General features: G+C 47.8%; 15 protein-coding genes, 3 rRNA genes and 2 riboswitches. Of the genes, 1 reads left to right on the top strand and 17 read right to left on the bottom strand.

What is annotated here, in order from left to right; all coding sequences use genetic code 11:
• Nucleotides 1-4: 4 nt before the first annotated feature.
• The 6 genes from purK to BLV33_RS21150 all read right to left on the bottom strand — a co-directional run bounded on the left by purK (nt 5) and on the right by BLV33_RS21150 (nt 6,233).
• Nucleotides 5-1,201, bottom strand: coding sequence for a 5-(carboxyamino)imidazole ribonucleotide synthase (gene purK, locus BLV33_RS21175; protein ID WP_090796432.1), 1,197 nt, complete (start codon nt 1,199-1,201; stop codon nt 5-7).
• Nucleotides 1,198-1,683 carry a 5-(carboxyamino)imidazole ribonucleotide mutase gene (gene purE, locus BLV33_RS21170; RefSeq protein ID WP_090796429.1) on the bottom strand — a complete coding sequence of 162 codons (486 nt, stop codon included), beginning with the start codon at nt 1,681-1,683 and terminating at the stop codon, nt 1,198-1,200. Before purE ends, purK begins: the two co-directional genes overlap by 4 nt.
• A 113-nt stretch (nt 1,684-1,796) precedes the next feature.
• Nucleotides 1,797-1,898, bottom strand: a riboswitch (purine riboswitch).
• 179 nt (nt 1,899-2,077) lie between these two features.
• Nucleotides 2,078-2,416 (bottom strand): protein YmzB, encoded by a 339-nt coding sequence (locus BLV33_RS21165; RefSeq protein WP_090796425.1) that lies wholly within the window; start codon nt 2,414-2,416, stop codon nt 2,078-2,080.
• A 107-nt stretch (nt 2,417-2,523) separates the two neighbouring features.
• Entirely contained in the window at nt 2,524-3,816 is a 1,293-nt protein-coding gene (gene dctA, locus BLV33_RS21160; protein ID WP_090796422.1) for a C4-dicarboxylate transporter DctA, read from the bottom strand.
• An 81-nt stretch (nt 3,817-3,897) separates the two neighbouring features.
• Nucleotides 3,898-4,638, bottom strand: a complete 741-nt coding sequence (locus tag BLV33_RS21155; RefSeq protein WP_090796418.1) for a response regulator — start codon at nt 4,636-4,638, stop codon at nt 3,898-3,900.
• A complete protein-coding gene (locus BLV33_RS21150) occupies nt 4,638-6,233 on the bottom strand; it encodes an ATP-binding protein (protein WP_090796415.1) in 1,596 nt (531 codons plus the stop codon). Before BLV33_RS21150 ends, BLV33_RS21155 begins: the two co-directional genes overlap by 1 nt.
• 113 nt (nt 6,234-6,346) lie before the next feature.
• Here BLV33_RS21150 and BLV33_RS21145 point away from each other — a divergent pair, with 113 nt between their 5' ends.
• On the top strand, nt 6,347-7,399 hold the full coding sequence (locus tag BLV33_RS21145; RefSeq protein ID WP_253187125.1) for a DctP family TRAP transporter solute-binding subunit: 1,053 nt from the start codon (nt 6,347-6,349) through the stop codon (nt 7,397-7,399).
• A 55-nt stretch (nt 7,400-7,454) separates the two neighbouring features.
• Here the strand turns inward: BLV33_RS21145 and rrf are convergent.
• From rrf to BLV33_RS21090, 11 genes are all read right to left on the bottom strand, one after another.
• Nucleotides 7,455-7,571 (bottom strand): 5S ribosomal RNA (gene rrf / locus BLV33_RS21140).
• 107 nt (nt 7,572-7,678) lie between these two features.
• Nucleotides 7,679-10,599 (bottom strand): 23S ribosomal RNA (locus BLV33_RS21135).
• Between the two features lie 250 nt (nt 10,600-10,849).
• Nucleotides 10,850-12,396: ribosomal RNA gene (locus BLV33_RS21130) — 16S ribosomal RNA — on the bottom strand.
• Together the 16S, 23S and 5S rRNA genes form the textbook arrangement of a ribosomal RNA operon.
• Nucleotides 12,397-12,805: 409 nt before the next feature.
• Nucleotides 12,806-14,206: an NCS2 family permease gene (locus tag BLV33_RS21125; protein ID WP_090796409.1), complete on the bottom strand. Its 1,401-nt coding sequence runs from the start codon at nt 14,204-14,206 to the stop codon at nt 12,806-12,808.
• Between the two features lie 108 nt (nt 14,207-14,314).
• Nucleotides 14,315-14,416: riboswitch (purine riboswitch) on the bottom strand.
• Nucleotides 14,417-14,510: 94 nt separating this feature from the next.
• On the bottom strand, nt 14,511-16,049 hold the full coding sequence (gene guaA, locus BLV33_RS21120) for a glutamine-hydrolyzing GMP synthase (protein ID WP_090796406.1): 1,539 nt from the start codon (nt 16,047-16,049) through the stop codon (nt 14,511-14,513).
• An 86-nt stretch (nt 16,050-16,135) separates the two neighbouring features.
• Nucleotides 16,136-18,493: a transglutaminase-like domain-containing protein gene (locus tag BLV33_RS21115; protein WP_090796402.1), complete on the bottom strand. Its 2,358-nt coding sequence runs from the start codon at nt 18,491-18,493 to the stop codon at nt 16,136-16,138.
• Nucleotides 18,480-19,649 carry a DUF58 domain-containing protein gene (locus BLV33_RS21110; protein WP_090796398.1) on the bottom strand — a complete coding sequence of 390 codons (1,170 nt, stop codon included), beginning with the start codon at nt 19,647-19,649 and terminating at the stop codon, nt 18,480-18,482. The genes BLV33_RS21115 and BLV33_RS21110 overlap by 14 nt, the downstream gene beginning before the upstream one ends.
• Nucleotides 19,633-20,634, bottom strand: a complete 1,002-nt coding sequence (locus BLV33_RS21105) for an AAA family ATPase (RefSeq protein WP_090796395.1) — start codon at nt 20,632-20,634, stop codon at nt 19,633-19,635. Before BLV33_RS21105 ends, BLV33_RS21110 begins: the two co-directional genes overlap by 17 nt.
• 76 nt (nt 20,635-20,710) lie before the next feature.
• Nucleotides 20,711-21,706, bottom strand: a complete 996-nt coding sequence (locus BLV33_RS21100; protein ID WP_090796391.1) for a polysaccharide deacetylase family protein — start codon at nt 21,704-21,706, stop codon at nt 20,711-20,713.
• A 103-nt stretch (nt 21,707-21,809) separates the two neighbouring features.
• Nucleotides 21,810-22,280 carry a thioredoxin-dependent thiol peroxidase gene (gene bcp, locus BLV33_RS21095; protein ID WP_090796388.1) on the bottom strand — a complete coding sequence of 157 codons (471 nt, stop codon included), beginning with the start codon at nt 22,278-22,280 and terminating at the stop codon, nt 21,810-21,812.
• Between the two features lie 29 nt (nt 22,281-22,309).
• A complete protein-coding gene (locus tag BLV33_RS21090) occupies nt 22,310-23,095 on the bottom strand; it encodes an ABC transporter permease (RefSeq protein ID WP_090796385.1) in 786 nt (261 codons plus the stop codon).

The following is a 23,095-nucleotide window of genomic DNA, read 5'->3' as shown; positions in this document are numbered from 1 at the left end:
ATAATTAGCGTTTACTTGCCTTCCAAATACCTGCACGGTCCACCCAATCCAACGCTGTATCCACATGGGAAGCAAGCAGATTGATGTGTCCCATTTTTCTTTTTTCCTTGGCTTCATGCTTGCCGTATAAGTGAAGCTTGGGGCTGACTGGCGACTCCCCGTCCTCCGCAAACAGACCTTGATCCATCAACTCAATTAAGGGTTCTACATGCTCACCGAGCACATTCACCATGACCACCGGAGACATCAGCTCTGTAGAGCCCAGCGGCAGGTTGCAAATGGCGCGAATATGCTGCTCAAACTGAGATGATCTGCACGCTTCCATCGTATAATGTCCGGAATTGTGCGGCCTTGGCGCCAACTCATTGACGAATAACTGTCCATCCTTGGTCAGGAACATTTCTACTGCAATAAGTCCGATGACTCCAAGGGACGATGCAATTCGAATCGCCAGCTTTTCCGCTTCTTTTTGTACAGCTTGCGGAATTCTTGCTGGAATTATCGATAGATGTAAAATATTATCTACATGTATATTCTCCGCAACAGGAAAGGCTTTTACTTCTCCTCTAGGACTCCTGGCCGCAATAACGGATAATTCCTTGTCAAAATGAATAAATTGCTCCAGCACCAGCTCGGTATGAGCTCGACTGAGAGTTTCAAAAGCCTCTTGTACTTCATCCAGAGACCGGATAACCCATTGGCCTTTCCCGTCATATCCTCCGGTTGCTGTCTTGAGCACACACGGCGCTCCAAACCGCAGTACAGCTTCTCTCAGTTGATCGACACTCTTAATTTCCTCATATGGAGCTACTGGCACTCCTGATGCTTCAATCGCTTTTTTTTCGCGAAAACGGTGCTGTGTTGTATATAAAAGCTGGCTGCCTTGCGGCACGTAAGCTTCCTTCATCAATAATTCGGTGACCTTCGCGTTTACATTTTCAAACTCATAGGTGATGACATCCGAACGATCCGCCAGCTTTCGAGCAGCCTCGACATCATCATAATTCGCCACAATCTGGGTGTCAGCCACTTGACCGCAAGGCGAATCTTCTGTTGGATCAAGCGTCGCAAAGCGGTATCCCATATTGCGTCCAGCCAGCGTCAGCATACGGCCCAATTGTCCTCCGCCTAAGATTCCAATGGTTGCTCCCGGCTTAATCACTTTATCTGAATTCAAAGTCTTTGCACCGGCTTCCGTCATAGAAGTTCATTGCTTGCAATCACAGTCTGGCTAATCCGTTCGCGACGACTCCTAATCTTAGCCTGCAGCTCCGGTTCGAAAGCGCCAAGAATCTGCGCGGCCAAAAGTCCGGCATTGGCAGCACCAGCCTGCCCAATCGCAACCGTTGCAACTGGAATGCCAGCAGGCATTTGAACAATAGAAAGCAGAGAATCCAATCCATTCAGCGTGGATGTCTTCACAGGAACGCCAATAACCGGAAGCTCCGTTTTGGCTGCTACCATCCCAGGAAGATGCGCCGCTCCTCCAGCTCCGGCAATAATCACTTGTATCCCGCGCTCTATGGCGGATGAAGCGTAGTCGAACATCAAATCCGGCGTACGGTGTGCCGAGACCACTTTCTTCTCATACGGCACTCCCAACTCATCCAGGATATCGCATGCGTGTTTCATTGTTTCCCAGTCCGATTGGCTTCCCATAATAACACCAACTCGCGCAGTCATCACAAACCCACTTTCTTCCTTGAAAAATGAAAAAATGTCCCAGTCATAGAATCACGATTCCATAAGCAGGACAGCAAAAGAAGCGAATGAAAAAGACCATCGTTATCCTATGGTTCTCCTCATTCGTTCCTCGTAGTCCAAAAATTTATGGTTTTTGGGTAGATACTTTCAGGCCATATCCCTGACGTTATACGAGTCAATTCGACATTTTTAATTGATGCGGAATGCTCTTCCACTCTACTAGTTTAACAGCAATTTACGTCCCATGTCAATTTTAAAAAGCGAACATTTTAAGGACATAGGTTTAATAAAGTTCGTTTTTTGGTGGAAAATTGAGCAAAAGATAAGCCAAGGAATTGATTTCTCTCGGCTTTTTTTGACATGAACTTGATTATTATTTTAAATTGATCAAATAATGCGCGCGCTCGGTAAAAATTTCAAGACCATTTGCTTTCTCGGACCCTTGGATGCTTCCTTCCAGTGGGATTTCATAATAATCGCCGGGAAGACGCTGCTTCTGTCCATCCTCGTTTTGAATCGTTCCCAATCCGCGGAGGACGACGGCTTGATTCGTGATGTACGCATCCTCTGATTTGGACTGATCCAGAATGCCAACTTCCTGAACGTCCAACTCTATACGATCCAAGTCGGTTTGTTCTTCCTTTCGGATCAGCACTGTTTTGTCCATATTCGATTCAAACCAATTGCAGATTTCCTGCGCGGATAGCTCCATATCTCATCGCTCCTTAGTATGTAAATACCTCTATAAATTACCCTTCCTGAGATAAATACAAACAATTAAAAAAGCTGACACGGATTACCACCCGCGCCAGCTTTTATTTAGGACTGGTAAAATACTTTGCCCACAGTCTCATTGTCATCCTTATTCTCTTTGCTTGCGGTTAGCGCATTCTCATTAAACTGATTTTCACTTTTAGCGATGACGATCGTTGCCACGCTGTTACCGATAATATTGGTAATCGCTCTCGCCTCTGACATAAAACGATCCACGCCAAGCAGAAGCGCCATCCCCTCAATAGGAATCACATTATTTGGAATTGCTGCCAATGTCGCTGCCAGAGTAACGAAACCAGAACCTGTGATACCGGCTGCACCTTTGGAGGTGAGCATCAAAACGCCCAAGAGAGTCAAAACCTGCAAAACACTTAGATGAACACCGTATGCTTCTGCGATGAACATCGCCGCCATGGATAGATAGATCGAAGTGCCATCCAGATTAAATGAATACCCCGTAGGTACTACCAACCCGACTACCGGTTTCGACGCCCCAAATTTCTCCAGCTTCTCCATGACTCTCGGAAGAGCGGATTCTGAAGAAGAAGTACCCAGCACAAGCAGCAGCTCTTCTTTTATGAAACCCAGCAGCTTTGTAATGCGGAAGCCATACATTCTACAGATCACGCCGAGTACAATAAAGATGAATAAAGCCATGGTGATATAAACAGAGCCCATCATTTTACCCAGTGAGAACAAAGAGTGAACACCAAATTTCCCGATGGTATATGCCATAGCACCAAAAGCTGCAACCGGAGAAAAGCGCATGATCAGGGCAACCAGTCTGAAGAAGATATCATTAAGTTTTTGAAACAAATCCGTAACCGGTCTGGACTTCTCACCAAGCGCCGCGAGAGACAAGCCGAACAATACGGAGAAGAAAAGAACTGGTAGCATTTCTCCTTTCGCGAAGGCACCCATCACATTGTCAGGAACAATGCTTACAAGAAAATCCAAGAATCCGTGGCTGGTTTCAGCTGCTTGCTTGGTGTATTTGGCCACATCAGCAGCCTTGACCGCTGATGTGTTCATCCCGGCCCCCGGTTGAATAATATACATCACAGCAATTCCAATTGCCATAGCGAAAGTCGTGACGATTTCAAAATAAAGCAGAGCTTTACCGCCAATGCGTCCAATTTTTTTCATATCGCCCATATTTGCAAAGCCGATAACAATGGTGAAGAATACGATAGGAGCAATAACCATTTTAATCATTTTAATAAAAAGATCACCAAGAATTTTAAGATTATCTGCTTGTGCCGGAAAAATAATCCCCACCACTATGCCTATCGCAATTGCAAACAACACTTGAAACGTCAAATTTTTCATTAATTTCATTGGATATCCCTCATTTTCAATTAAACTTATATTATTATGATACCGCTTTCATAAAAAGGCGTGAATAATTAGACCATATTGTTACTTATGGTCTTTTTGGTCTTTATTTGGGTTTCCAGCAACTAACAAATAGCGATTGATCGGTCTCCCCACAGTGCCATACTGCATATCGATCTTTACTTGCTTTTTCTTTTCCAGATAGTCGAGATATCTTCGCGCCGTAACCCTTGCAAGACCGACACCTTCCGCAACTTCCTCGGCTGATAGTGATGATGACTGATTGACAAGAAAAGAAAGTACCTGCTTCATGGTCAGCTCTTGAAGCCCCTTTGGCAATTCATGTTCATTCTCCAGCTCCCGCGGATCGCCTACCGACTCGCTTTTCTTATGCAGCAATCGATCCAGCTCGGATTGGGTTATCGTGCCATCCTGCTCCAGCTTACTTTTAAGGGAACGATATTGCTCCAACGCTTGCCGAACCCGATTGAATTTAAACGGTTTCATTATATAATCGACTGCACCATTTTGCAGCATCGTTTGAATCGTTTGAATATCATTGGCGGCCGTGATCACGATCACATCGACTGCCAGCTGCTCCTGGCGGATTTGCTTTAAGGTTTCCATCCCATTTTGACCCGGCATAAAAATATCAAGCAACACCAGATCCGGCCCCAGTTCCCGCAGCTTCTCGAGTCCTTCCAATCCGTTCGATGCAATCCCTACAATCTTAAAGCCCGGCACTCTTTCGACAAACTGCTTGTTCACCTCCTGAACCATCAGATCATCCTCAATGAGAACAACTCTTATCAACGGCTTACTCATTAAATTTCTCCCCCTTTATCCTTCATGGGAAAGGTCAGCATAAAGCTTGTTCCTTCTCCAGGTACCGAATCCACTTTAATATGGCCGCCGCTGTTTTGAACAATGCTAAACACCAGATAGAGACCAATGCCTCTACTTTCTCCCGATTTTGTTGAAAAGCCGCGTTCAAATAATTGCTGTTTCGTCCTTTCATCCATCCCGCTGCCATTATCCTCAACAAGCAAAGAAAACACTTCATGATCCTGTTCGAAACTGACGAAGATCTCTTTATCGCCCTTCTTATTGGCTAGCGCATCAAATGCATTTTCAATTAAATTACCAACGAGCACCACGACATCATGCTGATCCAAATGTTGAGGGAATTCCCTTAAACGGCTTTGCCGATCAATCCGAACGTCTATGCCCAGCTCTTTGCCTCGGGTAATTTTGCCCAGGAGCAGCCCTGCCACATTCTCATTCATAATGCTGCGCGACAAAAAGCTGCTGATTTCCTTTTGCGATTCCATGGTTTGAAAGAGATAGTCAAGTGCCTTCTCCTTATGATCAAGCTGAATCAATCCACCGATCGTATGCAGCTTGTTCATATATTCGTGATTTTGTACACGAAGCGCATTCACGAATTCTTTTACCCCTGTAAGCTCCTCAGCGATTTTAGTCACCTCAGTGCGATCTTGAAAAATCGCCAAGGCTCCTACCGTCTTGTTCGCAACTCGAATAGGTACCCGATTGCTTAAGATTAACCCCTGACCCACTTGCAAATCTTGATTATCTACAGGTTCATTTAATTTCAAAGTTTCCACCAGCCTTGTATCAGGCAGCACCTCTTGAATCGGGCGGCCAATCACATCCCCGTCGATATGAAGCATCTGCTTGGCCTTGTCATTAAATACTGTAATTTGTTCCTTACTATCAATCGCAATGACTCCCTCGTGCATCGCATTGAAAGTTGCAGTTCTCTCTACTAACAGCTGCGCAATTTCCTGAGGTTCAAGCTCAAACATTTGCTGTTTTATATGACGGGAAAGCATCCATGACCCCCACACACCAAAAAGCAAGGTTAACAGCAAAGTTATGTATATTTGACCGCGCATATCCCCAATAATGCCGATTAACCTCGGAAGCAGCTTTCCAACTAGAGCAACTCCAACCTGTTCATGCTGATCATTCATAATAGGAACAAAAGCACGAAGAGCCATACCTTGCTCACCTTTGGCTCTCGATATATACGTATGCTCGGCGAAGGCGGACGCTTCATCTGTTCCTTTGGAAGGCAGACCGATCTGAGATGAAGCCGGGTGTGACCACCGAACCCCATTCATATCCATAACGACAATATAATCCACATTGTGAATAATTCGCAACCGCTCTACAATGTTATTGATGTCTGCTCTATGATTGGGATCAGTTAAGCCGTTGATCACAGACGGCAGCTGCGCAACCGTACTCGCTGTTACTTGAAGCCTTTGTCCAAGCTCTTCATTTTGCAAATGAATATGCCTTCCAATCAGGATGATGCCGCCGATACATATGGAAAACAGTACAATGCCAAATGAGAGCATGGTTATTTTCCAGTTCATTCGCATTCCTTTAAGCATCGCGTATCCTCCAATCGGCTTGTACTAACCATCATACAATATGTTACACTCATTTTTATAGCAATTCATCATGAGGAAGGAGAATGAAGATGAGAGCACTTTGGGGAATTTGCTTGTTTGTCTTGATCGGACTGGTAACGGCAGTCGGATTTGGGTTTTCCTCTCAGTTCTCAAGCAGTCCTCCTGCTTATGATGATGAACAAAAGGGCCTTGGGCAGGAACCAGTAATCAAATTTAGCTTTTCCGTTGCTGAAAACACCCCAAAGGGAATGGCTGCTCGAGAGTTTGCCCGTTTGGTTCAAGCAAAAACGAACGACCATCTCAAGGTTGAGCTTTTTCCAAACTCTACTCTTTATACGGAATCGGAAGAAGTACAAGCCTTGCAGCGCGGCAGTGTTCAAATGATTGCGCCCAGCTTTTCCAATATTTCTGAGGTCATCCCCGAATGGATGGTGATGGACTTACCGTTTGTACTTGCAAATGAAGAAGCGGTAGATGAGGCGTTTAATGGCCAGATTGGAAAGTTACTGTTTCAAACACTTGAATCTAAAAAAATGATCGGCCTCGGCTTTTGGAAGAACGGATTTCAACAAATGACCTCGAATCAGGGGCCTCTTGTACATCCCTCAGATTTTCGCGATTTACGTTTCCGCATTTTGCCGAGCAAGGTTATTGAATCACAATTCAGACAATTTAATGCCACTGCAGTCCCTATCCCCTTTAATCAGGTCTATAAGAGCATGGAAACGGGTGTAGTGGATGGTGGCGAGAATTCAATCTCTAATATTTACTCCAAAAAGTTATATCAAGTTCAAAAATATCTGACAATAAGCAATCACGCCTATCTCGGTTATGGGGTTCTGATGAATAAAGAGTTCTGGGATTCTCTGCCCGAAGGCAGCAAAAGGGCTATCCAAGAATCTATGCAAGAGGCAACTATATGGGCTAATCAGAATGCAGGTTTGTTAAATCTCAAGCAATGGAAGGACTTGCAAAAGATCGGAAATATGCAAATCCATCAACTTTCAAACGATGAACGCTCAGAGTGGATGCGCACCCTGGAACCCGTTTATCAAAGCAATGCGAGTTACATCGGGCAAAAGTTAATGGATGCGGCTCGAGAATTAAGAAATAAATACGCCAATACAATCCCTTCTCTCGAATAAACATCAAAAAAAGAACCCATCTGATTTTTCATCAAATGAGTTCTTTTTGTTGTGGGCTTGGCAACGTTCTACTCTTCCAGAACCCTGCGGTTCAAGTACCATCGACGCTGGAGGGCTTAACGGTCGTGTTCGAGATGGGAACGCGTGGTTCCCCTCCGCCATCGTCACCAAACGGAAAAACGTGTACAGGAAAAGTTATTCCCTGAAAACTAGCAGCGAAACGAACATTGGCGTGAAATTAGTTATGCTTCCGAAGCCAGCTTTCCTCCGGAAAGCTCTTAGGTTAAGCCCTCGACCGATTAGTATTCGTCAGCTGCATGGGTTACCCCACTTCCACCTCGAACCTATCTACCTCGTCGTCTACAAGGGGTCTTACTGAATTGGGAAATCTCATCTTGAGGGGGGCTTCGCGCTTAGATGCTTTCAGCGCTTATCCCCTCCGTACATAGCTACCCAGCTATGCCTCTGGCGAGACAACTGGTACACCAGCGGTACGTCCATCCCGGTCCTCTCGTACTAAGGACAGCTCCTCTCAAATTTCCTGCGCCCGCGACAGATAGGGACCGAACTGTCTCACGACGTTCTGAACCCAGCTCGCGTACCGCTTTAATGGGCGAACAGCCCAACCCTTGGGACCTACTTCAGCCCCAGGATGCGATGAGCCGACATCGAGGTGCCAAACCTCCCCGTCGATGTGGACTCTTGGGGGAGATAAGCCTGTTATCCCCAGGGTAGCTTTTATCCGTTGAGCGATGGCCCTTCCATTCGGTACCACCGGATCACTAAGTCCGACTTTCGTCCCTGCTCGACCTGTTTGTCTCGCAGTCAAGCTCCCTTATGCCTTTGCACTCTGCGAATGATTTCCAACCATTCTGAGGGAACCTTTAAACGCCTCCGTTACATTTTAGGAGGCGACCGCCCCAGTCAAACTGCCCACCTGACACTGTCCCCATACCGGTTCACGGTACCAGGTTAGAACCTAGGTACGATCAGGGTGGTATCCCAACGGCGCCTCCTCCCACGCTGGCGCGCGAGGATCTACGGCTCCCACCTATCCTGTACAGATCGTACCCAAGTCCAATATCAAGCTGCAGTAAAGCTCCATGGGGTCTTTCCGTCTTGTCGCGGGTAACCTGCATCTTCACAGGTATTAAAATTTCACCGGATCTCTCGTTGAGACAGCGCCCAAGTCGTTACGCCATTCGTGCGGGTCAGAATTTACCTGACAAGGAATTTCGCTACCTTAGGACCGTTATAGTTACGGCCGCCGTTTACTGGGGCTTCAATTCATAGCTTCACCTTGCGGCTGACCACTCCTCTTAACCTTCCAGCACCGGGCAGGCGTCAGCCCGTATACTTCGCCTTGCGGCTTCGCACAGACCTGTGTTTTTGCTAAACAGTCGCTTGGGCCTTTTCACTGCGGCCCCCTCGGGCTATTCACCCTACCGAGGCACCCCTTCTCCCGAAGTTACGGGGTCATTTTGCCGAGTTCCTTAACGAGAGTTCTTCCGCGCGCCTTAGAATTCTCTTCTCGCCCACCTGTGTCGGTTTGCGGTACGGGCACCTTCGCCTGGCTAGAAGCTTTTCTTGGCAGCTTGAGTACATGACCTTCGGTACTGTAATTTTCCCTCCCCATCACAGCCCAGCCTTACGATGTGCGGATTTACCTGCACACCAGCCTCACTGCTTGGACGAGCTCTTCCATCCGCTCGCGTCTTTCCCCTTCTGCGTCACTCCATCACTCATAACGGCTGCGGTGGTACAGGAATTTCCACCTGTTGTCCATCGACTACGCCTTTCGGCCTCGCCTTAGGTCCCGACTTACCCTGAGCGGACGAGCCTTCCTCAGGAAACCTTAGGCTTTCGGCGGATCAGATTCTCACTGATCTTTTCGTTACTTATACCGGCATTCTCACTTGTATGCGCTCCACCTGTCCTCACGGTCAGAATTCTACGTACATACAACGCTCCCCTACCCAAGAACATTAATGTTCGAGCCATAGCTTCGGTGGCGTGTTTAGCCCCGTTACATTTTCGGCGCAGAGTCACTCGACCAGTGAGCTATTACGCACTCTTTCAATGGTGGCTGCTTCTAAGCCAACATCCTGGTTGTCTGGGCAACTCCACATCCTTTCCCACTTAACACGTACTTGGGGACCTTAGCTGATGGTCTGGGCTGTTTCCCTCTTGACAATGGATCTTAGCACTCACTGTCTGACTCCCGGATCTAAGTTTGTGGCATTCAGAGTTTGACTGGACTTGGTAACCCTTGGCGGGCCCCGCACCCAATCAGTGCTTTACCTCCACAACTCGTTTTCCGAGGCTAGCCCTAAAGCTATTTCGGGGAGAACCAGCTATCTCCGAGTTCGATTGGAATTTCTCCGCTACCCCCACCTCATCCCCGAATTTTTCAACATTCGTGGGTTCGGGCCTCCAGTGAGTGTTACCTCACCTTCACCCTGGACAGGGGTAGATCACACGGTTTCGGGTCTACGCCTGCATACTCATGCGCCCTATTCAGACTCGCTTTCGCTGCGGCTCCGTCTTTTCAACTTAACCTCGCATGCAAACGTAACTCGCCGGTTCATTCTACAAAAGGCACGCCATCACACATAGAAAGTGCTCTGACTTTTTGTAAGCACACGGTTTCAGGTTCTTTTTCACTCCGCTTCCGCGGTGCTTTTCACCTTTCCCTCACGGTACTGCTTCACTATCGGTCACTAGGGAGTATTTAGCCTTGGCAGATGGTCCTGCCGGATTCCGACGGGGTTTCACGTGTCCCGCCGTACTCAGGATCCGTCTAGGGGTTTCGCTTGGTTTGGGCTACAGGGCTTTTACCTTCTTTGCCGGGCCTTTCCAGACCTCTTCACCTACCAAGCTAACCCCATGTTGACGTCCTACAACCCCAGGGAGCAAGCTCCCTGGTTTGGGCTTCTCCGCGTTCGCTCGCCGCTACTGACGGAATCACTTTTGTTTTCTTTTCCTCCAGGTACTTAGATGTTTCAGTTCCCTGGGTATGCCTCCAACTATCCTATGAATTCAGATAGTGGTGACTGTGCATTACCACAGCCGGGTTCCCCCATTCGGACATCCCCGGATCAAAGCCTGCTTACGGCTCCCCGAGGCATTTCGTCGTTCGCCACGTCCTTCTTCGGCTCCTAGTGCCTAGGCATCCTCCGTGTGCTCTTTCTAGCTTAACCAGTGCTGATTGCTCAGCGGGTATCTAGAAACATTCATTTGTTGTGACACAAATGATGCTTAAAGGATTTACGTGCAACCGTTAGGTTGTCACGCTCTAAGTTTCACGCTTTTTGTTCGTTTCGCTATCTAGTTTTCAAGGAACAAAGGTTGAAAGGCATTACCCTCTCAAAACTGACAACGAGTGAAGAAGAAGTTTGTGAAGGCTAAGCCTTCTTGACTGAGCGCATCGCAGCGCTCAAGTCTCCATAGAAAGGAGGTGATCCAGCCGCACCTTCCGATACGGCTACCTTGTTACGACTTCACCCCAATCATCTACCCCACCTTCGGCGGCTGGCTCCCTTGCGGGTTACCCCACCGACTTCGGGTGTTGTAAACTCTCGTGGTGTGACGGGCGGTGTGTACAAGACCCGGGAACGTATTCACCGCGGCATGCTGATCCGCGATTACTAGCAATTCCGACTTCATGCAGGCGAGTTGCAGCCTGCAATCCGAACTGAGACCGGCTTCTAAGGATTCGCTCCAGATCGCTCTTTCGCTTCCCGTTGTACCGGCCATTGTAGTACGTGTGTAGCCCAGGTCATAAGGGGCATGATGATTTGACGTCATCCCCACCTTCCTCCGGTTTGTCACCGGCAGTCACGTTAGAGTGCCCGACCTTACTCGCTGGCAACTAACATCAAGGGTTGCGCTCGTTGCGGGACTTAACCCAACATCTCACGACACGAGCTGACGACAACCATGCACCACCTGTCTCCCCTGTCCCGAAGGCCTAGCTTATCTCTAAACTATTCAGGGGGATGTCAAGACCTGGTAAGGTTCTTCGCGTTGCTTCGAATTAAACCACATACTCCACTGCTTGTGCGGGTCCCCGTCAATTCCTTTGAGTTTCACTCTTGCGAGCGTACTCCCCAGGCGGAGTGCTTACTGTGTTAACTTCGGCACCAAGGGCATCGAAACCCCTAACACCTAGCACTCATCGTTTACGGCGTGGACTACCAGGGTATCTAATCCTGTTTGCTCCCCACGCTTTCGCGCCTCAGCGTCAGTTATAGGCCAGAAAGTCGCCTTCGCCACTGGTGTTCCTCCACATCTCTACGCATTTCACCGCTACACGTGGAATTCCACTTTCCTCTCCTACACTCAAGTCCACCAGTTTTGGATGCGCACCGGGGTTGAGCCCCGGCTTTAAACATCCAACTTACTGAACCGCCTGCGCGCGCTTTACGCCCAATAATTCCGGACAACGCTTGCCCCCTACGTATTACCGCGGCTGCTGGCACGTAGTTAGCCGGGGCTTTCTTCTCCTATACCGTCACAGCCAGAGCAGTTACTCTCTGACTCGTTCGTCTAGGGCAACAGAGCTTTACGATCCGAAAACCTTCATCACTCACGCGGCGTTGCTCCGTCAGACTTGCGTCCATTGCGGAAGATTCCCTACTGCTGCCTCCCGTAGGAGTCTGGGCCGTGTCTCAGTCCCAGTGTGGCCGTTCACCCTCTCAGGTCGGCTACGCATCGTCGCCTAGGTGAGCCGTTACCTCACCTACTAGCTAATGCGCCGCAGGCCCATCCAAAGGCCACAGATTGCTCCGTGTTTCATGGCACCTTCATGCGAAAGTGCCAATTATTCGGTCTTAGCTATCGTTTCCGATAGTTATCCCGATCCTTCAGGCAGGTTGCCTACGTGTTACTCACCCGTCCGCCGCTGACTCATCCCCGAAGGAATAAATCCGCTCGACTTGCATGTATTAGGCACGCCGCCAGCGTTCGTCCTGAGCCAGGATCAAACTCTCCAATAAAGTTGCATCATTACCGAAGTAACAACGGCTTTTATTCTCAAGCTTAAACAGCTCAAAATTGTAAACTGGCGAGATTTCTCTCGTTTTGAGTTGATCTCATCGCTGAGATTTCCCTCGTTTTTGATCAGCCTAAGGCCGATCGCTTCTTCACTCGTTGTTCAGTTTTCAAAGAGCAATTTTTGATCATTTATCGCATCGCCCTCTCAAAGGCGACTTGATTATTGTATCACATCTGCCTACCTAATTGCAAGAACTTCTTTTATGAAGTTCGCTATTTGGATATAGGCTTCAGAAGCGACAAGAGATAATATAACAAATTCAAAAACAGATTGCAAGTTTTATATTCATTGAAAAATATGGAAACAAAAGGACCCCGGCACATCAGCGCCGGGGTCCTCTCCGTATATGCTTATCCTTGACTTCCAATAAAGATGTAACGCGCAAGAATCAAGACAGCCAAAACCCACATCAGCCAATGAACCTTGTACTTTCCTTTGCCGCCCAAATTAGCGATTGTGGCCAATATTACATAGAAGAAGATCCCGAAGGATATTCCATTAGCTATGTTATAAGTGAATGGCATAAAGGCGATGGTCATAAATGCCGGAATACCGATAACGAATTCCTGAAAGTCAATTTCACGAATGGATTGCATCATTAATACACCAACGATGATTAACGCGGCGGCCGTTGCAGAGCCAGGAATAAGCGCAACGACAGGAGCAAGGAATAAAGCAAGCAAGAAACAAACACCCGTAGTTACAGCAGTTAGTCCCGTACGTCCGCCTTCAGCAACACCTGCCGCACTTTCAATGTAAACAGTCGTGGTAGAGGTTCCGAGCATGGCACCACCGCTCACTCCAATGGCGTCTACCAACATGGCTTTGCCAATCTGCTTCTTGCCTTCTTCGGTGTTTGTCTTAATTCCGGCACGGTTTGCAGTTCCAACTAAGGTTCCGAAAGTGTCGAACAGTTCAACAAATGTAAATGTTGCGATGACCGAGATAATCCCGGTATGCATGATTCCATTCCAATCAAAAGACATAAACTGAAGCTTATCGAAATGCGGCAGCCATGGAGTCTGGTTGTTGTTAAGCGCACCCCAATTCACTTCTCCCATACAAGCGGCAATCAAGGTCGTCCCTAGAATTCCAAATAAAATAGCTCCGCGAACCTTGAGCACCATAAGTACCGAGATTAGAACAAGACCAATGATAGCAATCTGAACACCCGGATTTTGCAAGCTTCCCATATGAAATACGGTCTCAAAGAAAAGAACATCTGTAAAGGTACCTTTAGGGATAACATTCAGAGACTCAATGCCAACGGTTAGAAGACCGCTGTTTTTCAAGCCGATAATAGCAATAAATAACCCAATTCCTACTGTTATCGCATGCTTGAGACCATCGGGAACGGCATCGACCAGCATTTGCCGTATTTGGGTGATCGTTAAGAGGATAAATATTAAACCTGAGACGAAAACAGCGGTTAAACCCATCTGCCAGGTAAACGGCTGCCCGGTCGCAGCTGAAGCCAAAATGACGGATGCAAAATATGCATTGAGACCCATCCCCGGAGCAAGAGCTACGGGAAAATTAACGAATAGGCCCATCGCAACGGTAAAAATCCCTGCTGCCAAAGCTGTTGCCAGAAATACAGCATACCAATCCATGCCCGTACGTCCAAACGCGTTGAGCGTATTAGGATTTACAGCAAGAATGTAGGCCATCGTCATAAATGTCGTCAGGCCGGCCATGATTTCTATCCTTACTGTTGTTCCGTGCTGCTTTAACTTAAAAAAACGATCCATCTTCTTAAACTCCCCTTTAAATAATTTGAAAACATAAAAAACCGGAAATCCCTATGGATCCCGGCTAATGGAAATCAAGCTGATACCGCTCCATAGAAAATGAGCAGATACAAGCAATGTTCCCATCGTAGCCAGATCATTTGCGGTGATCTTGTAGAGACTCTCAAGCCTTATTCTTGAGATTATACGAAAGAAATGTTGTTTGCCTTCATCATTATTCTAAGAATCGGATTCCTGCTTGTCAATAATTTTTCCGTACATTCGACAAATTTTTATACTCTTTCGTTCGGATTATAAATGGGGATTATTCCCATTCGATAGTGGCTGGCGGTTTGGAAGTGACATCATACACAACACGATTCACATTCTCGACTTCATTTACAATCCGATTGGAAATCTTCTCAAGAACATCATAAGGTATACGGGCCCAGTCGGCCGTCATTCCGTCTATAGAAGTAACTGCGCGAATCCCAACTGTATAGGAATAAGTCCGGGCATCGCCCATGACCCCAACACTCTTCATATTAGGGAGCGCCGTAAAGTACTGCCAGATCTCGCGATCGAGTCCGGCCTTGGCAATTTCATCTCGAAGAATCGCATCGGATTCCCGAACAATGTGCAGCTTGTCCTCTGTCACTTCACCCAGAACACGAATCGCGAGACCCGGCCCTGGGAAAGGCTGTCTCCAAACGATTTCTGGGGGCAGGCCACATTCTTCTCCGACCTTGCGCACTTCGTCTTTAAACAAAGCTTTTAAAGGCTCAACCAGCTTGAACTTCATATCTTTGGGAAGACCACCCACGTTGTGATGCGATTTGATCGTTTGCGCGGTAGCCGTTCCGCTTTCTACAATATCCGTGTACAGCGTTCCTTGAGCCAGAAATGAAAAATCATCAAATTGTCCGGATTCTTCTTCAAAAACACGGATAAATTCAGTTCCGATAATTTTACGCTTTTGCTCAGGATCATCTACACCCGATAGTTTACCCATAAAGCGGTCGCGGGCATCGATTTTAACAACCTTCATGTCGAACTTGCCGACAAAGGTGTCCATAACGCTTTCTGCTTCACCTTTGCGCAGCAGTCCATGATCGATGAACATGCAGGTCAGTTGGCTGCCTATTGCTTTATGGATCAGAATGGCAACTACGGATGAGTCTACTCCTCCGCTAAGCGCGCAGAGCACTTTTTTATCGCCAACCTCCGCCCGGATATCTTTAATTGTGTCTTCAATAAAGCTTTCCATACTCCAATCACCATGGCAGCCGCAAACGCCATAAATAAAGTTATGAATCATTTCATTGCCTTGTGCGGAGTGACGTACCTCAGGATGAAACTGCACGGCATGCACATTTTTCCCACGATGGCTCATAGCCGCTATGGGGGCAGACTCTGTACTTGCATCCAGAACAAAGCCTTCAGGAAGCTGGGAAACATGATCCCCATGACTCATCCAGACGACTTGCTTCACACCAAGGCCTTGCACAAGCGCGCTGCCTTCCACAAAATCTATCTCCGCTTTTCCATACTCCCGCGTTTTCGAGGCTTCTACCTTGCCGTTCAATTGATGAGCGATCAGCTGCATTCCGTAGCAAATCCCCAGTATCGGAATCCCGAGATCATAAATAGCAGGATCCACATGCGGTGCACCCTCCCCGTATACACTGGCTGGACCGCCCGAGAAAATGATCCCTTTGGGCTGAAGGCTGCGAATTTTATCCATAGTGGTATTAAAAGGCATAAGCTCACTGTAAACGCCTAAATCACGAATTCTCCTCGCAATCAATTGATTGTATTGCCCCCCAAAATCCAAGACCACGATTAACTCATTCGGTTTATTCATCATCCGACCTCCTAATTTCATAGTGAATATTATATCTATATCACGTCAATGGGGTCAAGGCAGGGGAGCATTTACTTTTCATTCGGTTAGCCTTTTTTGATCGAATTCCAGGCCTCCATGATTTGATTCCGAGATAGAAGGCGACGTTCCTCCCCGTTGAAGCTGAGGTTTTCATAAAGCCGCAGAAATTCGAGCAGCGCACGTTTCTTCTCTCCATTAGGCAGCTTCAAGGCAGCGATGTACTCCCTGAGGGTTTGCTCAGCAGGTTTGGCGGCGAGGTGGCGAAAGATTTTCAGCCATATCCGGTCCATTTGACGGATTCTTTCATTAATAGCGGAATGCCGCCTTCTTCTTGCGGTCATGAATAACAAAGCAATTGCCACTATCAATAGGCCTCCGGCAGTAAAGGCCAGCAAGCTCCAATGTTGCAGAACCCAATCATCAACAGAATGAAAATTCGGCAGCTGCCAAACTGTATGTATAGCGGGCAATTTAACTTTGGCGGGCACGACCGTATCCAACGATTTCAAGCTTTGGTCCGTAAAGCCGGGTGTCGGCTCAAAAGGTATCCAGCCCGCAGAGGGAAAATAAACCTCAGCCCATGAGTGAGCATCCTTGGCGCGTACCTCTACCGTCCGGGTCGTCTGGATGGACTGGATGGACTGGCTCGGTGTTATAACTTCACCAGGTGCAAATCCTTTGACCCACCTTGCCGGAATTCCCGCGGAACGCAGCATGATTACCATTGCTGTAGAGAAATGATCACAGTAGCCGGTTTGATCAACAAACAGAAAGTGATTTACAAAATCCTCATTCGCTGCAGGAAGTGTTGGTTTATCCAAGCTATAGGTGTATGTCGAGCGCAAGTAATTCTCAATGGCCGCTGCTTTTGCAAAGGGACTATCCAACCCATCGGCAATCCGTTCCGCCAGCTGCTTGATTTTAGGCGGAAGGTTTGGCGGCAATTGAAGATAAGCTTCAGTGATTTCCAAAGGATAAGCCGCCGTATCCTTCATTAATAGAACAGGATCCTTTTGGATTGGATGAGCGGTGATTCGATAATAGTTAATAGGATCTGAAATCAGAGGAAGACTCACTTTACCGCTGTCTTTATCCCACAGAAGAAAATCAAATGGAGTTGGCTTCCCTTCTTTCGTTAGCATAATATTTACATAATCCAGCTTGCCGCTGTAAAAAATTTGTCTGTTGGGTTCAGCGCTATTCCAAGTCACCTCTTGTGTATAAGCAGGCGCAGCTGTATTCAAATAAGCCGAATCCCGCTGAGCAGCGCTCCAATTGGGTTCTGTACCAGTCCACCCTTTTCCGGTGTACAAGCTTTTTGACTCTCCGCGCCAATTCGCTAATTCTGAAACTTGTGCTGTGAAAATCAGGCTGTTATCCAGGGTCATCCGACCGCCCAAAGATGAGTCATCCTCACCATATCCTGATTTCGACCGAGTGGCTGTTGTCTTATTTAATAGCTGTGGCTGCTGCCTCAGATAACTTTCCCATTGATGTAAAATCGCAGCCGTATCGATGGGTTTCAATTGCTTTACAGTTAGAGATTGATGGCCTATCCACCCTATTCCTGAGATAACTGCAGCTATAAAAAGGCTAGCGGCTAGCCAGCGTCCAGGCCAGACGGAATTCAGGGGCTTACTCCCATATATTCTCTCGAGTTTGGGGATGTTTAGTAAAGCCAGCAATAAAATTCCTATGCCCACAGTGCGAAAGATGGGTATGTCCGTGTCCATATTTTGAAAAAGCTGGAGCGCAATTAAATAAAGCAAGGTGCCGGCCACCAACCACAATGCGTACTGTTTCTGCAGTAAGATGAACCCGATTACGGTTATCATCAGCATCCACCCCATCATAAACAGGACCAATCGGCTTTGCTGACTAACACTATCCAGATTGCCGTGAACGATATGTAACCCATCTTGACTCAGTAAAAGCGCGTACTCCTGCAGCCATGTAAATTCCGTGAAGATATCTGGATAAAACAGATAACCTATCAAGCCCAAAAGCGCAGTGAACCTGATCAGCCACCCATGCAAATAAGAGATCTGGAGCCAGTCTAGGAAGATACTTAAGCCGAATACTAGCAATATAGGCACGATGCTGGATTCCGAAGCATGGGACAGCTGCGGCAGAGGGCGCACCCACTCCCACAGCAGCAAAAACAATAGCAGCAAGAAAACGCCGTCCCTGAGAAGAAATTTCTCCGGGGAAGCAGGTACGCCATTGGCAAGCTTCGTATGGGCGGCGGCTTTATGGTAACTGGCGCGGACGGATGCAGCGCTGCCGCGAGCAGATACACCACGAGCCTGCGTTGTACGGGCATCGGCTGAGCTCAAGCGCAGACGAGCGGAGCCCGCGCTCGCGCGAAAAACGCGGCTGCCTGCGGGAGCAGCGGAGTGCTGCGGCGGATTATGCGCTGGCATCCGCGATCACCCCCGGCCCCGGCCACACGCTGCGCGGCTGCGGCACAGCCGAGAAGCTGCAGCCTAAGGCCTGTAGCTGCAAAGCCGCTTCTCGCTGCGCAGCCGAGAGGCCAGCTTCGTCGTGCACGCATATCACGTGCACGCGCCTCGCCCTGCCGCGCGCCTCCATCAGCGCGCGCAGCAGGGCCGAATCGACCGTCGATGTGATGCACAGCATCGACGTATCCGGCGCCAAGAGCGCGGTTTCTTTCCTGACGAGGTCAGGAAAGGACATGGCGCTCTTGCCGCCTACGCTCGCGAGGACCTCATACGCGAGCGTAAGATCTTGGCGAATCGCAGGCGCGATTCGCCGGGTGGAGCTGCAGGCGAAGCCGCAGCTCTCCCGGTCCGAGGCGGCGGCTTCGAAGAAGGCCGCCGCCAGCGCGACGCCGTGCTCGAGCAGAGAATGCGAAGTCTCTGCTCGAGCGGCGGGCGCCGCGTCGAGCAGGAGCATCCGCGAGGCGGATGCGGTCTGCTCGGTCTCTTTGGTCATCAGCTGCCCCAGACGGGCGGATGACTTCCAGTGGATGCGGCGCAGGGGGTCGCCGCTGACGTATTTTCGAACTAAGCCGAGCTCTTGCGGCTCAGACAGGAGGGGCTGGCGGATTTGGAGCAGATCCGCCGGTTTAGGGTACACTTTGCAGGACTGTGAGGCGTGCACCGCTTTCTTTTTAATCGTGAATCCAAAGGGATCCCCGGTGATCAATTCACTGCCCGTGAGCACGTATTGTCCGCGCTGCAGACCGATTATCCGGTAATGGATCCGGAAGGATCGGCGAAGCCAGGGAAAAATCAGCTTGTGAGCATGGAGCTTTTCTCCGCTTCCCGAATGCATCCATGTATCGTGCAGGACGAGCCACAGGAGCGGAAACAGCATGTGAAAAGAGAGCTGTACCGAAACGAGCAGCTCTTCACCGGATAGGCAAATAGTGTTAGACAGATGATGCTGAACTTGAATCCCCCTCCATGCAAAAACTTGCAAAAGAGCGGCATAAAGCAAAAAAGTAAGTGAACAAAAAAACAAATAGTAAGAAATAAACCCTCCGCGATTTTCGGCCAAAAAGCCTGCCAAACCGCATCCTACGAGCAGGATTAGCCAATTAAACCAAGTTTTCATAACCGCCCTGCTTTCTCGACACGAATCGAAGTAATGGAAGCGGCAGGCTGGTTAGAATGTCCTCCAAAATATCGGCTGCGGTTTTTCCGGCTATCCTCGCCTCTGAAGTCAGCAGCAAGCGATGCGAAAGCACCGGCAGGATAAGGCCTCTGATATCGTCAGGAACCATGTAGCTTCTTCCTTCAATGAAAGCTATCGCCTGTGCGGCTCGCATGAGTGCATAGGAGGCTCGAGGGCTTGCCCCCAAGTAAAGCTCTTTGTGCTGTCTGGTGGCAGCTGTAATTCTTACGATGTAATCTTTGAGCGTATCATCCACATGGATATGACTTGCCGCCTTTTGCAGCTCGATAAATTCGTCTTGAACAATAACAGGCTTAAGCTGTGGAAGCGGCGGCTTGTCCAAAAGCCCGTCCAGCATCTTCTTTTCCTGCTGCACATTCGGATAACCTAGGGTAAGCTTCATCATGAAACGATCCAATTGAGCTTCCGGCAAAGCAAATGTTCCCTCGCATTCAAGCGGATTTTGGGTGGCCAGAAGGATGAACGGATCCGGCAGCACGTAGCTGACCCCGTCTACTGTTACCCGTTTTTCTTCCATGGCTTCCAGCAGTGCGGACTGAGTTTTAGGTGATGTCCGATTTAATTCATCTACTAGAACGATAGAAGAGAACAAGGGTCCGGGTCGAAACTCAAATTCCATCGTTTTAGGATTGTAGATCGATACTCCGGTAATATCCGAAGGCAAAAGGTCGGGCGTACATTGAATTCGCTTGCATTCACAGCCCAGCGTTCTTGCGACTGCGCGAACCAGCATTGTTTTACCGACACCGGGAACATCCTCTAACAATACATGCCCCCCACAGAGCATAGCCGCAAAAACATGTACAATGGTCTCTCTTTTGCCCAAAATAACCTTCTCTACTTGATGGAACATTCTTTCCATAATAGATTCGGGTTTATCAAATAATCCGCTAAACGGCTGCATGGTCGGGAAGCCTCCTTTAATAGGTTTGCTTCTAGTTTTTCCAGCCGTCTAGTATTTTAGACATTGAGCCTGCACCTTATTCCGATAGAATATGGGTTTGGCTAAAAACCGATGCATAAGCACGAGTATCCGTGTCAAATTCCAAAAAACGGGCAAAGCTCACATCTCGTTTCCATTTGGTTGCAGCCACCGGAAATTGCATGGGTTTAACCTCTGAGGAAAGCGGTGCAAACGTATATCCATTGTTTTTAAAATACCGAATAATCTCCTTCAACGCCTGAACGGATGAATGATGCCCGCTTCCGTCATGGATGAGAACGTTCATTTCGTGGCGGAGGGGCGCTTTCTTGACGTTTTGAATGATCTCACTCGCAGGCACATTTCTTCGTGCGGAATCTCCACAGTCCACATTCCAGTCCATCACGATATAACCGGCCTGCTCCAGGTAATAAAAATAAAAAGCATCGAAATTAGTTGAAGTGCCGCCAGGGGCGCGGAGCAATCGCGAATAAGAGCCTGACAAATGAAATAGGATTTGCTCGTTTTGCTTGATTTGCTTCCAAAAGCCGTCATAGTCCTCATAAAGTTCCTTATAAACATGATTGTAAGAGTGGTTTCCAATGGCATGGCCTTCTCTCACAACTCTTTTTACTAAATCCGGGTAAGATTGCGCCTGTTCGCCGACCATAAAGAAAGTCCCTTTGACCTCTTCATCTTTTAAAATATCGAGAACACTCCATGTCAGCTTGCTTGGACCGTCATCAAAGGTCAGATACACGGTAGGTTCTTCAGGTGTTTGATAATTAGTAACGATGGAATGGGGTATTTTCCCTTTAAGTAGCAGCTGATAGATCTCTTCTTGCTTGGATCTTTCTTTTTGCTTGGATATCTCTTCTTGCTTGGAAGCCTCTTCCTGTTTCGTTTTTTCTTCCGGTTTGGAAAGATTGGGATCGGTAATAATGGAGTTGGTCAAACTGGAGGGAGATAGTTCAGCTAGTGTTTGCTGAGGCGGAATAAAAGTTAGACAAAAGCTTAAGCACATGATCAAAGAAGCAATTCCAAAACTATCCATACCGGATCTCCCCGCCTGTTCTATCAGTTTGACTGCTAATAGAATATATGGGGGAGATATGGAGTTATAGACCAACAATTCAATCTCAAAGATTTCAATCTCTTCAGCCAAGTTCCTTCACGGCATTCAATACTTGTTGAACATGATTCTTAAGCCTCACTTTTCGCCATTCTTTGGCAATCCGGCCTTTTTCATCGATTAGAAAGGTAGAACGTTCGATACCCATATACTCTCTGCCGTACAATTTTTTCAGCGTCCATACACCGTACTTCTCTGCGACTTTATGTTCAGGATCGGAAAGCAGCAAGAATGGCAGCTCGTACATAGCGATAAATTTGTCATGGGATTGCAGTCCATCGGGGCTGATTCCAATCACTTCGGTGCCGTTCGAGGCAAATTGGCCATTGAAATCCCGAAAATCGCAGGATTGCTGCGTGCAGGTTGGGGTCATATCCGTAGGGTAAAAGTAGATCACCAGCTTCTTGCCGCGGTAATCCTTAAGGGAAACCTGGTTCCCATTGGAAGCTGGCAATGTAAATTTGGGGGCCGCTTGCCCTAATAAGGTTTGAACCATTCGTTGCCCTCCTTAGTTCATTGTGTCATTCAGGAGCCCGCGCCGCGGTAACGCTTGACACCGACATTCCAGACCGTTAAGCCAATGGCTGTAAATACAACGCCAATCACGGGTGTTAATAGCGCGAAGCCCGTCCAATTCTTCGGGTCAAGGAAGTAAGCTGATGGATAAAATCCAACAAAAGCAAAGGGCAGAATCCACGTTAAGATACCTCTAAGCAGTTTATTATAGATTGTAACCGGATAACGCCCGTAGTTCTGAATGTTGAACAGCATAGATGAAATACCAGTTGGTGCGTCCGTGAAAAAAGACAAGGCTGTAATGGCAATATTTAAACCGGCATAGACCAGGATAGATCCTATCACAAACAGGATAAACATGAATGGATCATACCAATGCAAGGTTAAATCGAGGCTTAACCAAGAATAGACCATCACGATGGCTCCAGCCAAGGAACTGAATAAGGAAGCCGGGTCCATATTTTCCAGGATCAACTGCCAAAGATTATAAGCCGGACGCGTTAAAATCCGGTCCATTTCCCCTTTTATAATGTAACGTTCGCTAAATGCCCACAAATTAAAAAAAGTATTAAACAAGCCATACGGAATCATAAAGTAGCCATAGATGAATAAAATTTGGGCCCTATTCCAATCGCCCAGCAGCGGAGTTTGTTCAAAAACAACGAGAATAAAGAACAGATTGAGTCCGCTGAACATTAAATCGGAAAATACCTCTATCCAAAAATCAGAACGGTAGGTGAGGCGCGTTTTGAAATAGTTTTTCAGGTAATCGATCATTAGTGACAGATAGAACAT

This window comes from Paenibacillus sp. GP183, assembly GCF_900104695.1.
Lineage (GTDB): Bacteria > Bacillota > Bacilli > Paenibacillales > NBRC-103111 > Paenibacillus_AI.
This window is presented reverse-complemented; position numbering and strand designations above follow the sequence as displayed.